The organism is Kribbella monticola (assembly GCF_003261635.1).
GTDB lineage: Bacteria > Actinomycetota > Actinomycetes > Propionibacteriales > Kribbellaceae > Kribbella > Kribbella monticola.
Genome location: NZ_QFXK01000033.1, coordinates 402,904 through 414,901 on the forward strand (window position 1 = coordinate 402,904; position 11,998 = coordinate 414,901).

The 11,998-nt window shown below is 67.5% G+C and carries 12 protein-coding genes; 7 read left to right on the forward strand and 5 right to left on the reverse strand.

What is annotated here, in order from left to right; translation table 11 throughout:
* The first annotated feature begins 41 nt into the window (after window positions 1–41).
* Complete coding sequence (locus tag DIZ26_RS24575) at window positions 42–527, forward strand: Lrp/AsnC family transcriptional regulator (RefSeq protein WP_112245391.1); 486 nt, start codon at window positions 42–44, stop codon at window positions 525–527.
* Window positions 528–695: 168 nt separating this feature from the next.
* On the forward strand, window positions 696–1,907 hold the full coding sequence (locus DIZ26_RS24580) for a pyrophosphate--fructose-6-phosphate 1-phosphotransferase (protein ID WP_112245393.1): 1,212 nt from the start codon (window positions 696–698) through the stop codon (window positions 1,905–1,907).
* A gap of 55 nt (window positions 1,908–1,962) precedes the next feature.
* Here the strand turns inward: DIZ26_RS24580 and DIZ26_RS24585 are convergent, their stop codons facing one another.
* The 3 genes from DIZ26_RS24585 to DIZ26_RS24595 form a co-directional block, all read right to left on the reverse strand.
* Entirely contained in the window at window positions 1,963–2,415 is a 453-nt protein-coding gene (locus tag DIZ26_RS24585) for a low molecular weight protein-tyrosine-phosphatase (RefSeq protein WP_112245394.1), read from the reverse strand.
* 7 nt (window positions 2,416–2,422) lie between these two features.
* Window positions 2,423–2,809 (reverse strand): phage holin family protein, encoded by a 387-nt coding sequence (locus DIZ26_RS24590; RefSeq protein ID WP_112245396.1) that lies wholly within the window; start codon window positions 2,807–2,809, stop codon window positions 2,423–2,425.
* Between the two features lie 134 nt (window positions 2,810–2,943).
* The gene (locus DIZ26_RS24595; protein WP_112245398.1) at window positions 2,944–3,612 is read right to left on the reverse strand and encodes a GntR family transcriptional regulator; all 669 of its coding nucleotides are present in this window, start codon (window positions 3,610–3,612) and stop codon (window positions 2,944–2,946) included.
* 169 nt (window positions 3,613–3,781) lie between these two features.
* On the opposite strand from DIZ26_RS24595, the gene DIZ26_RS24600 reads away from it, so the two are divergent.
* The 5 genes from DIZ26_RS24600 to DIZ26_RS24620 all read left to right on the forward strand — a co-directional run bounded on the left by DIZ26_RS24600 (window position 3,782) and on the right by DIZ26_RS24620 (window position 9,331).
* Entirely contained in the window at window positions 3,782–5,383 is a 1,602-nt protein-coding gene (locus DIZ26_RS24600) for a phage tail tip lysozyme (RefSeq protein ID WP_112245400.1), read from the forward strand.
* A gap of 3 nt (window positions 5,384–5,386) precedes the next feature.
* Window positions 5,387–5,989 carry a PEGA domain-containing protein gene (locus tag DIZ26_RS24605; RefSeq protein ID WP_112245402.1) on the forward strand — a complete coding sequence of 201 codons (603 nt, stop codon included), beginning with the start codon at window positions 5,387–5,389 and terminating at the stop codon, window positions 5,987–5,989.
* Window positions 5,990–6,286: 297 nt separating this feature from the next.
* The gene (locus DIZ26_RS24610; RefSeq protein ID WP_112245404.1) at window positions 6,287–7,177 is read left to right on the forward strand and encodes a dimethylarginine dimethylaminohydrolase family protein; all 891 of its coding nucleotides are present in this window, start codon (window positions 6,287–6,289) and stop codon (window positions 7,175–7,177) included.
* A 127-nt stretch (window positions 7,178–7,304) separates the two neighbouring features.
* Window positions 7,305–8,420, forward strand: coding sequence for a histidinol-phosphate transaminase (gene hisC / locus DIZ26_RS24615; RefSeq protein ID WP_112245406.1), 1,116 nt, complete (start codon window positions 7,305–7,307; stop codon window positions 8,418–8,420).
* Window positions 8,417–9,331: an SDR family NAD(P)-dependent oxidoreductase gene (locus DIZ26_RS24620; RefSeq protein ID WP_112245408.1), complete on the forward strand. Its 915-nt coding sequence runs from the start codon at window positions 8,417–8,419 to the stop codon at window positions 9,329–9,331. Before hisC ends, DIZ26_RS24620 begins: the two co-directional genes overlap by 4 nt.
* 326 nt (window positions 9,332–9,657) lie before the next feature.
* Here DIZ26_RS24620 and DIZ26_RS24625 read toward each other — a convergent pair whose 3' ends face one another.
* Together DIZ26_RS24625 and DIZ26_RS24630 are read right to left on the reverse strand one after the other, a co-directional pair.
* Complete coding sequence (locus tag DIZ26_RS24625) at window positions 9,658–10,242, reverse strand: hypothetical protein (RefSeq protein ID WP_112245410.1); 585 nt, start codon at window positions 10,240–10,242, stop codon at window positions 9,658–9,660.
* Between the two features lie 538 nt (window positions 10,243–10,780).
* Entirely contained in the window at window positions 10,781–11,773 is a 993-nt protein-coding gene (locus DIZ26_RS24630; RefSeq protein ID WP_112245412.1) for an EamA family transporter, read from the reverse strand.
* Between the last annotated feature and the right edge of the window lie 225 nt (window positions 11,774–11,998).

Genomic DNA, 11,998 nt, shown 5'->3' on the forward strand with positions numbered 1-11,998 from the left:
CATGTCGAAACGATGCCGCGAGGTGCTCGATGGTTTCCGAAATGAACATGAATGATGTCGCTGACCTTCGAACTGATAAACCGGCGCTGGACGAGATCAATCTCCGGCTGCTCGCCGAGTTGCAGCACGATCCGAGGATCCGGGCCACCGAGCTGGCCCGGCGGCTCGGTGTCTCGGCGCCAACCGTTCGCGAGCGGATCACCCGGTTGGAGGAGTCCGGGGTGATCCGGGGTTACCATCTCGATCTCGATCCCGCCGCGCTCGGGCTGCCGGTCGCGGCCTGGGTCCGGCTTCGGCCGGGGCCCGGTCAGAACCCACGGATCATCGACCTTGCCCGGCGAGTTCCCGAGGTGGTCGAGTGCCACCGCATCTCCGGCGAGGACTGCTTCCTCATCCGCATCCAGGTCGCGTCGATCGCCGGTTTGGAGGGCGTCATCGACAAGTTCATCTCCCACGGCGAAACGACGACCTCCTTCATCGTCTCCACCGCCGTCGCCCCCCGCAACGTCCCCCTCCCCCCACTCTGAGCACCTCGCGATCCGGTCGGTGAACTCCAACCAGCGTCGAGCCCGGCACGCCCCTCTCGCCGCTGCGAGCCGGTTGCTGTCCGGTGGGTGAGCCCCGACCAGCGTGGGAGGTGGTCTGCATCACTACGCTGGGGGGCGACTTCAGTGACCCCTGGAAGGACCCTGACCATGGCTGCCGACAAGTCTGTCCGCAGAGTTGCCCTGCTCACCGCCGGTGGCCTTGCGCCCTGCCTGTCCTCCGCTGTCGGTGGGCTGATCGAGCGCTACACCGAAGTGGCGCCCGACGTCGAGATCATCGCCTACCTGAACGGGTACCACGGTCTGCTCAGCGGCCGCCACGTCGAGGTGACGCCGGAGGTGCGCGCCAAGGCCGCGCTGCTGCACAAGTTCGGCGGCAGCCCGATCGGCAACAGCCGGGTGAAGCTGACCAATACGGCCGACCTGGTGAAGCGTGGCCTGATCGCCGACGGCCAGAACGCGCTGCAGGTGGCGGCCGAGCGGCTGGTCGCCGATGGCGTCGACGTGCTGCACACGATCGGCGGCGACGACACCAATACGACGGCGGCCGACCTGGCGGCGTACCTGCAGGAGCACGACTACGACCTGACGGTGGTCGGCCTGCCGAAGACCATCGACAACGACGTGATCCCGATCCGGCAGAGCCTGGGTGCGTGGACCGCTGCCGAGCAGGGCGCGCTGTTCGCCCGCAACGTGGTCGCCGAGCACAGCTCGAACCCGCGGATGCTCGTCGTCCACGAGGTGATGGGCCGCAACTGCGGATGGTTGACCGCGGCAACGGCTGCGGAGTACCGCAAGTGGGTCACCGCCCAGGACTGGAACCCGGGGATCGGCCTGACCGCCGGCGGCTGGGATGTGCACGCGGTTTACGTGCCCGAGGCAACGATCGACCTGGACGCCGAGGCCGAGCGGCTGAAGGCGGTGATGGACGAGAACGACTGCGTCAACATCTTCCTGTCCGAGGGCGCCGGTGTGCCGTCGATCGTGGCGGAGATGGAGGCGCGCGGCGAGGACGTGCCGCGGGACCCGTTCGGGCACGTGAAGCTGGACACGATCAACCCGGGTGCGTGGTTCGCGAAGCAGTTCGCGGAGCGGATCGGTGCGGAGAAGACGATGGTCCAGAAGAGCGGCTACTTCAGCCGCTCGGCCGCCGCGAACGAGCGCGACCTCGAGCTGATCAAGCAGTGCACCGACTACGCGGTCGACGCGGCGCTGCGCGGCGAGAGCGGCGTGGTCGGCCACGACGAGGAGCGCGGCGACGAACTGCGCGCGATCGAGTTCCCCCGGATTGCCGGCGGCAAGGAATTCGACCCGTCGGTCGACTGGTTCGCCACCTTGCTGAGCGACATCGGCCAAGCCTGACGCGTTGCGCCCGTAGTACCGGGGTTTCCGCCCTGGTACTACGGGCCTCGGGCAACTAGTGGTTCGCCTGCAACCGTTGCACCCAGAGGGCGGCGGCCTTCTCGATCTGATCCAGTACGTCGTCGAAGCCTGAATCATCGCCGTAGTACGGATCCGGTACGTCGGCGTCGGCAAAGAGCTCGATCGGTACGGCGAGGTCGGGGCCGCCGTGGTCGCGCAGGATCGCCAGGTGCCCGGAGTCCATCGCGAGCACCAGGTCGCGATCGGTGAACCCCTCGAAGACGCGAGCCCGGTGCGCGCTCCCGTCGTACCCGTTGCGCGCCAGCACTGCCGCGGCGCGGGAGTCCATCGGGTCGCCCTGGTGCCAGTCGCCCGTACCCGAGCTGGTCACCACGACGTCGTCGATACCGGCCTCGGCGAGCTTGGCGCGCAGCACCACCTCACCGATCGGCGACCGGCAGATGTTGCCGGTGCACACCACTTCCACGTGCCGCACTGTTCGAGTCATGCAGGGCTCAGTGGATCTCGGCTTCGTCGGGCAGCAGCAGGTTCAGCAGCATGCCGACCAGGGTGATCACCAGCGATCCGAGCAACGCGGCGCCGAACCCGCCGACGTGGAACTGGACGTCCAGCTTGCCGGTGATCCAGGACGTCAACAGCAGCATCAACGCGTTGATCACGAAGATCAGCAGGCCGAGCGTCAGGATGATGAACGGCAGCGAGAGCAGCTTGGCGATCGGCTTCACCACCGCGTTCACGATGCCGAAGATCGCCGCCACGATCAGCAGGGTCAGGATGCGACGCCCGGTGGTCGCTCCCTGCAGCGTGATCCCGCTGACAACCCAACTCGCGACAGCCAGCGCAACGGCATTGGCCAGCAACTTGATGATCAAGTTCTTCATACCTAGATCCTGCCACCTGGAGGTCCACCAACCCCGAACCCACAATCAACACGCCGTACTACGCGCGCCCGGGCACCGAAGACGAGTGGCTGGGAGCAGGCGGCCAGGGAGTGACGGGGAGCCGTCGTACTGGGTCAGGTTGGTGGGGTGGTGATGGCTTCGAGGAGGGATTCTTCGGCGCCGGCCAGGTGGCGGCGGAGTTCTTCCACGCATTCGTCGAGGTCGCCTTTTTCCAGCAGGCGGACGAGTTTGCGGTGCGAGGCGACCTGTTGTTTGGCGTCCTGGCGGAGGGCGTCGACGCGGGCGAGGGCGAGTCTGGCTTCGCCGGTGATCGAGTCGGCGGTGGCGATCAGGCGGGCGCTGCCGGTGAGGGCGACGAGGCTGCGGTGGATCGCCAGGTGGGTCTCGGTCATCGCCTCCGGGTCGGCGCCTTCCTTGGCGGTGGCGGCAAAGGTGCGCATCGCGGCGCGGACCCGTTCCCGGGCGACTTCGTCGGCGTCGAACCAGGCGCGGATCCCGGCGGATTCCAGCACGAACCGGGCCTTGCAGATGTCCGCGACGGCGGCCGGGTGCAGGATCGCGACGCTGACGCCCTTGTTCGGCTCACGGACGGCGAGGCCCTCGGTGACCAGCATGGTCATCGCTTCCCGGACCGTACTCCGGGCGACGCCGAGCGCCTCGGCCAGCGGCTGCTCGCGCAACGGCGTACCGGGCTCCAGGTCGCCCGCGAACAAAGCGGTGCGCAGCGCGTCGACCACCCGGTCCACCGTGGTCGAGCGGTCGACTCGCAGCCGTTCGTACATAAACCGATTCTCGTCTAGTCAGGGGCCGTTGTCGCGCGGGCGCACCCGGGTGGACAACTACCTGTGGATAACTTTCGACATAATGACCTGGTTTTCGGGCAGTCTGTTCCTTGGTGTCCGCCCCTCCCCCCGGCAAGGGGAGAGTCACTGACTGCGCGAGGAGAAGGCGATGGAAGGCAAGACGTTACCGATACTCGGTGGCATCGGCCTCATCCTGGTGCTGCCGCTGCTGATCGTCCTCGCCATGCTCGGCGGTGCACTGGGCGCCCTCGGCAGCGACACCTGTAGCGACTCGGGCGCCGCCGACTCGGCTGCCGCGTTCGGCTGGCCGACCTCCTCGCACGACAAGGCCGCCGGCTGGAGCGACCAGCACAAGGGCCTCGACTTCAACGTCAAGAAGGACAGCCCGGTGCTGGCCGCCGAGGACGGCGAGGTCACCTCGGTCTCCGGCGACTGGATCCGGATCAAGCACGAGGAAGGCGTCGAGACCCGGTACGAGTACTTCAGCTCCAAGTCGGTCCACGTCGGCCAGAAGGTCAAGCGGGGCGACGAGATCGGCAAGTCCGGATCGGGCAGCGAGACCGAGCCCGGTCTGAGCGGCGAGCACCTGCACTTCGAGCTCTGGGTCGACACCGACGGCAAGGGCCACATCGAGTCGGTCGATCCCAAGGACCAGATCGGCGACTCCGCCGCGCCGGGCTCGACCGGTGGGTGCAGTTGCGGTGGGCCGCTGAGCGGCTCCAACAACCAGCAGAAGGCCTTCAACTACTTCGTCTCCAACGGCTACACCAAGGAGCAGTCGGCCGGCATCGTCGGCAACATGATCGACGAGTCGTCGGTCGAGCCGATGCGCAAGCAGAACACCCTGCCGGGCACGAAGACCCCGGCGGCCGAGGTCGACCAGCCCGGTACGGCGAACGACTACGGCGGCGGCTGGGGCATCGTCCAGTGGACGCCGCCGAGCAAGATGATCACCCCGTCGAGATCGTCGGGCGCCAAGGACGAGCAGATCGAGACGCTCGAGTTCCAGCTCGACTTCCTGAAGGTCCAGCTGTCCGGCAAGGGCCCGGCCGCCGAAGGTCAGGCCGGCACCATGCTGAAGGCGGCCAAGACCGTCGAGGACGCCGCGGTCGCCTTCGCCCGGTACTACGAGCGCTTCGGCGGCAGCGAGGATCCGAACCATCCGCGCTACGCCAAGAGCAAGGCGTCGGCCAAGGAGGTGCTCGCCAACTTCGGCAACGGGGTGGGGTCTGGTGCCGCCGGTGGCTGCGCGGGTGCGGGCAACGGCAGCATCGTGGACACCGCGTTCGGCCTGGCCTGGCGCGACCGGGGCCACGGGCAGGAGAAGGAGGACGCGACCCCGGCGTACCAGAAGGCGATGCCGGAGTTCAACGGGTCCACCGGGACGTGGCCGTTCAGCGACTGTGGTGTCTATGTCGCTACCGTGATGGTGATGAGCGGTGTGGACAAGGACTACGTCAAACGTGGGACGGGCGGTCAGCGCGACTACGTCCAGGGCTCGAGCAAGTACCAGGTGTTCGAGAATCTCAACAACGTCGGTCAGTTGCAGCCGGGCGACATCTTCGTCAACGACGGCCACACCTACATCTACGTCGGGACGTTCAAGGGCACGGACGGCAAGACCTGGAACGCGCTGTCGGCCTCGCTGGGATCGAGTGCCGGCGACGGCCGGGTGCCACAACCGTCGATCGTCCAGTTCGTCGACCAGCACGGCCAGTACACGGTCGCCCGGATCAAGAAGCAGGGGTAGGGAATGGACGAGAGCAGGCGGTTGTGGGTGCTGAGCGGCACGGTGGTGGTGATCGTGCTGGTCGTGCTCGGCGGCTACCTCGCCTTCCGCGGCAGCCCGGAGCACAACGTCTCGGTCCGCTCGGTGCCGAACGACCTGACCCTGACCCTGGACGGCAAGCAGGTCGCGGCCAACGGCGTCCTCAAGATCAAAGAGGGCGAGCACACGTTGACCGGTGAGCGGCGCGGGTTCCAGAGCTACACCGAGACCATCAACGTCCGCGGCGACACCGACGTGAAGATGTTCCTGTTCTCCAACGGCGACGTCGGGCGGGAGTGGGAGAAGAACCACCCGGACCAGGTGCTCGAGACCGAGGCGGAGCAAGGCCGGCGGTACCAGGAACGCACCGACCGGCTCACCCAGAACTACCCGATCCTGCAGGAGCTGCCGTACGTCGGGCCGGGTTTCACGGTCAACTACGGCGCCTCCAAGGCCGACCCGACCAATCCGGAGAAGCTGGCCTTCTACATCAAGATCACCTTCCCCGACGGCAAGAAGGCCTCGATGGACTGGCTGATCGGACACGGCTACGAGCCGTCCGACCTGGAGATCATCTACACCAAGTAGTCCCATCCCGGCCGCTGGCACGACACCGCTCCGCCCTCTCGTCTGCTGCGCCAGGGGCTGCCGTACGGCGGTCCGTCATTCACCGACCCGCGTTCTGCGCCAGCGACACCTGCCCGGGCGCTGCTGTTCTGCCGTTCACCGACCCGTGTTCTGCGCCAGTGACACCTGTCCGGGCGGCTGCTGTTGTGTCGTTCACCTGACCCGTGTTGACGTCGGCCGGAGCGGACCTGCACACTGACTGATTGTCGGACAATCAGAGAATCCGTCAATGACGGACAGAGTGTGCAGGGGTGGTTCATGGGGCAGCAGCTGGGGTGGGGTCGCCGGTATCTGATGGTCCGGCCGGACCACTTCCGGATCGACTACGTGATCAATCCGTACATGTCGACCCAGGATCAGCCCGACCCCGAGCTGGCGATGCGCCAGTGGAACTCGCTCCGGCTGGCGATCATCGACGCCGGCGGTGAGGTCGAGGTCCTCGAGCAGCGGCCCGACTCGCCCGACATGGTCTACGCGATGAACCTCGGCCTGGCCACCGCGCCGACCGAGGACGCGCCCCGCGGCCGCGCGATGCTCTCGCACATGCGGTTCGAACCGCGCCGCAAGGAATCGCTGACCGCGGCCGAGTGGTTCACCGGCCGCGGCTTCGAGCTGGACCGGACCGGCGGCGACGGGGTCGGCCCGCACTTCGAGTCGGGCGACGCCTTCGTCTTCGGCGACAGCCTGGTCGTCGGGTACGGCCCGCGTACCGAAGAGGAGGCCCTCAAGCACCTCGCCGCCGGCTGGAACATCCGGGTCCGCGGGCTGCGCATCACGCACGAGGGCATGTACCACCTCGACCTGCCGTTCTGCCCGATCGACAGCACGCACGCGCTGGTCTACCCGCCCGCGCTCGATGCTGCCAGCCAGGCCGAGCTGTTCGGCATCGTGCCCGAGCCGATCGTGCTCACCGACGAGGAGGCGTTCGCGTTCAGCGGCAACTCCCTGGTCGTGAACGACACCGTGATCATGCCGGCCTGCTCGACGCGGCTGCACGACATCCTCACCGGCCTGGGGCTGCGGGTTGTCGTACTGGACCTGTCCGAGTTCCACAAGGGTGGTGGGTCGGCGCGCTGCATGACCAACCCGCTCGATTTCGACCTTGCCGCCGCCAGTGTCGTCGGCGGCGAGGTCGTTCTTCCTGGTTGATCAGATTGTCCACCTCGGCTCCGGCGCCGCAGCGCAAAGGCGGTCGCTGCGCCGGGGCGAGGGGGCAATTTGCCGAGTCTTCGGCGATGGGGTTCTACGGCGGCGGGACAGCGATTAACCTGCGGGCATGACCGCCCACGATGAGGTCCAGTTCCGGTTCCGCTCCTGCCTGGACGATGTCGCGGCTTACAAGCCGGGCAAGCCGCCGGAGCGCGCCGACGGCCGGCCGACGTACAAGTTGTCCAGCAACGAGAACCCGTACCCGCCGCTGCCGGGCGTGCTCGCCGCGGCGACCGAGGCCGCCGCGAACATGAACCGGTACCCCGACATGGGCGCGCTCGACCTGCTCGAGGCGCTGTCCGAGCGGCTCGGCGTACCGGTGAGTGATCTGGCACTCGGGACCGGATCCGTAGCAGTGCTCTACCACCTGCTGCAGGCGTCGGTGAGCGAAGGCGACGAGGTCGTCTACGCCTGGCGTTCCTTCGAGGCCTACCCGATCGCGGTCCAGCTGACCGGCGCCACCTCGGTCCAGGTGCCGCTGACCGAAGACGCGCGCCACGACTTCAAGGCGATGGAAGCCGCGCTGACCGAGCGGACCCGGATGGTCCTGGTCTGTTCGCCGAACAACCCGACCGGCCCGGTGGTGCACCGCGACGAGCTGCTCACGTTCCTCGACGCCGTACCGGCCAACGTGCTGGTGGTCCTCGATGAGGCGTACTACGAGTTCATTCGCGACCCCGAGGCGTTCGACGGGGTCGAGGTCTACCGGGACCGGCCGAATGTCGTCGTACTGCGGACGTTCTCCAAGGCGTACGGGCTGGCCGGGTTCCGGATCGGGTACGCGATCGCACATCCGCCGATCGTCACCGCGATCCGCAAGTGCGCCCTTCCCTTCGGGGTCAGCCAGGTCGCCCAAGCGGCGGCGATCGCCTCGCTGAAGGCAGAGGACGAACTGCTGGAGCGGGTCGAGGCATTGGTGACCGAGCGGACCAGGGTGGTGGGGGAGCTGCGCGCCGCCGGCTGGGCCGTGCCGGAGACGCACGCCAACTTCGTCTGGATGCCGCTCGGCGACGAGACGTTGGCGTTCGCCGAAGCGGTGCAGGCGGAGGGGGTCTCGGTGCGGCCGTTCCCCGGTGATGGTGCGCGGGTGACGATCGGCGAGCGTGAGGCGAACGACCTCTTCCTCGAGGTCGCGTGCGCCTGGCGTGAAGGCCGGGTCGCGAGTACGCCGACGGCGCGGTGACGTCGCTGGTCTGGATCTCCGGCGCCTCCGCAGGTATCGGTGCCGCGCTGGCGGCGACCGTGCCGTTCCCCGAGGCGCGGGTGATCGACCTCTCGCGTCGCGGTGGGACGGTCGAGCACTTCCCGGTGGACCTGTCCGACCCGGCGGACTGGGTGCGGGTCGAGCGGTACTTCGAGGCTGAACTGGCCGGGTTCGCCGGCGAGCGCGTGGTGTTCGTGCACAACGCGGGCACGGTGGTGCCGATCGGACCGGCGGACGCGGTCGATGCGGAGGCGTACACGCGCGCCGTACTGCTGAACTCGGCGGCACCTCAGGTTCTCGGCCGGGCGTTCCTGCGTGCCACGGCGAAGCTGACGTGCGAGAAGCACCTGGTGATGCTGTCGTCCGGCGCCGCAAGTACGGCGTACCCCGGCTGGTCGGCGTACAACGCAGGCAAGGCCGCGGTCGACCACTGGGTCCGAACAGTAGGCGCCGAACAACCACCTGTCCGGCCCGCCGACGTGGAACGAGGCGCGGGCCGGCCGCGGGTCGGCGAGGTGGAGCGAGGCGCGGGCGGGCTGGGGATCAGCAGGGGCGGGCGCGGTGAGCTGGAGGACGATCCCGCAGTGCGCGGTGAGGGTGAGCCTGATCGGGCAGTGCGCGGTGGGGGTGAGCCTGATCGGGCAGTGCGCGGTGAGTTGCTGGTTGGGTGTCGGGTGGTTGCGGTGGCGCCGGGGGTGGTGGATACCGCGATGCAGGGGGAGATCCGGGCTGTGGACGAGCGGGCGTTTCCTGCGGTTGGGCGCTTTCGTGAGCTCAAGGAGTCTGGTGCTCTGGTCAGCCCGGAGCAGGCTGCGCTGGGGATCTGGTCTCTGTTTGAGCGGGAGTTGCCGAACGGCTCGGTGCTGGATCTTCGCAAGCTGCCCGCCTGAGCATCAGACGCCGAAACGCCCGGGCCCGGCTGGGACCGGGTCCGGGCGATCGGGGTGGCCGGGCGTGGGATGCGCCGAGCCGGAGTGCGCTGGAGCCAAAGGACCAGGTCCTGTGGGCTAGCCGAAGAATCAGGTCCCTGTGGGGTAGCCGACTGATCAGGTCCTGTGGGTTACCCGAAGGATCAGGTCCTGTGGATAAAGGGTGAAGCGGCACCGGGAAGGAGTGAGGCTTACTTCCCGATGCCGCTTCGATGGTGCTACCGGTTCAATCGCCCCACCGAGGCGACTGGTCTCCGGTGTCCTGCATCACTGACCAGGGAGAGAGGTCAGTTGTTCACGGAGTCCAGCTCGCAGGTCTGCAGCTGGTCGACCGAGTTGCCGGCCTGGTTGAAGCCGAGCAGCCCGGTGATGTCCGAAACCGGGACCTGAGCGCCAACGGCGTTCACCGGAACGTCGTTGTGGCAGACCTGGAACGGGCCGACCGCGTTGTCGGAGACGGAGATCAGGCCGCCCTCGGCGCGGTACCACTTGTGGGTGTTGTTCTTCGAGTTCATCTCACAGGTCTTCACCGCGGTGGCCGTGTTGCCGGCCTGGTTGAAGCCGATGATCGCGGTGATGTCCTTGACCGGAACCTGGGCACCGACAGCGTTGACCGGGATGAAGTTGTGGCAGGCCTGCAGCGGGCCGATGGAGTTGCCGTCCAGCGCGACGAGCGAGCCGTCGTGGTGCGCGGCGTACCACTTGGTGCCGCCGTGGCCGTAGCCCTTGCTCGCCAGCGAAGCTGCGTCGGCGAGGCCGGCGTTGTTGGCCGTCGGGTTGTCGAGCATGTTCGCCGACACAACGGTGGCCAGGCCCAGCGTGGCAACGGTCGCCACTGCCGCTGCAGCGGCGATCTTGCGTGTTACCTGCATTATGCGAGGTTTCCTTTCGGGTTTGACGGATTCGTCTTAGTGGTAACGACACCTGATGGCCTCGGTTACACATTTCTTCGGCAAGTTTTTCGCCACGGCGTGATTCAGGCGCAGACATAGCTGCCCGGTGATGAGATCGCTGACTAGGCAACAACGTGCCTCTGACCAGGCAACTTGCCGGTAGTGGACGCGTCAGGCAAATCGTTGCCCTAGGCCCGTAACCGATCGGGAGCTTCGTCGTTGTCTGTGCGCGGGTGACGGATGACCCGGGTGTGGCGAAGGTAATTTCGGCGGTCTCGGTGGTCGCCGAACGGGTATTACCACGGTGCATCGGAATGTCGACGCAATACTGCCGGAGTTTCGCGCCTTGTTTTTTCGGGGCAAGGCGCCGGCCTGGCAACACGGACCCGCTGCCGCGCGCATCGGCAGCGGTGGGAGACCCGGGCACCCCATGGGGGCCCGGGTTCTTCCTTTCCCCTTACTTCTGGCCGAGCCGCTTCTGGCTGAGCTGCTTCTGGCTGAGCTGCTTCTGGCTGAGCTACTTCCGGCTGAGTGCGGACTGGGCGGGAGCTTCAGTTGACGTCTCGGGCGTGGTGCGGCGGCGTTCGGCAGTGACGACCAGGGCGACCCCGAAGACCACGACGACGCCACCGAGCATGATCTTGACGGTGACGTGCTCGTCGAGAATCAGCCAGCCGAGGAAGACGGCGACCACCGGGTTCACATAGGCATAGGTGCCGATCAGTGAGATCGGGGCGTTCGCCAACAGGTACGAGTAGGCGCTGTAAGCGAGCAACGATCCGAAGACGATCAGGTAGCCGAGCGCGAGCCAGCCCTTGGTGTCGACGGCGCCGAGGTGGAGCCGCCCGGGCTCTCCTCGTAGTACGCCGATCAGCACCATCGCAGTGCCGCCGATGGCCATCTCGTAGACAGTCGCGACCAGCGGGTCCTTCGGGAGTCCGAGACGCGGTGAGAAGCGCGAACCGACGGCCCAGCTGATCGTGCCGAGGACGAGGATCGCCACCGACCACGGCTTCGCGCTGGTGTCGCCGCCGGACAGGGCCAGCAGCGCTGCGCCGCCGAAGCCGATCAGTACGCCGAGCCAGGTCAGCGGGCGCGGGCGCTCGCCACCGCCGACGCGCAGCAACATCAGCCAGAGCGGAACCGCGGCGACCAGTAGGGCGGAGAGACCGGACGGAACGGTCTGCTCGGCGATCGCCACAGCACCGTTGCCGAAGGCAAGTAACAGGAGGCCGACCACGGCCGAGCCGGCGAGCTCGCGGGCGCTGATGCGTAGTCGCGCGACGCCGGACTTGAGGGCGAGGAACGCGGCCAGGAGTACGGCGGCGACGAGGAAGCGGGTCGACATGCCGAGCATCGGCGGGATGTGGGCGTCGACCACGATCCGGATCGCCAGATAGGTGGAACCCCAGACGACGTAGACGACCGCGAGCGCCGACCAGATCATCGCCGCCGACGCGCTCCGCGTCCCGGTCTCGGGCGATGCGGCGGGGGCGGTTGCGGCGGCCATTGGTCATCCTCTCGACGTGTCATGGGTGTAATGCACTGACGATCCTGACACTAGTCGGATGCCGATGCAGCGGCAAGCGGATATCCAGCACCAAACCAACGAGATCCCGCCACGAAGCCGATGAGAAGAGAAAGAAAGGCGGAGTACGACGCCGGTGGGCGGTGAGGGCGGGGAGGGGCGGTGAGGGCGGGGTGAGGCGGGACGGGCGGGGAGGGCGGGGAGGGG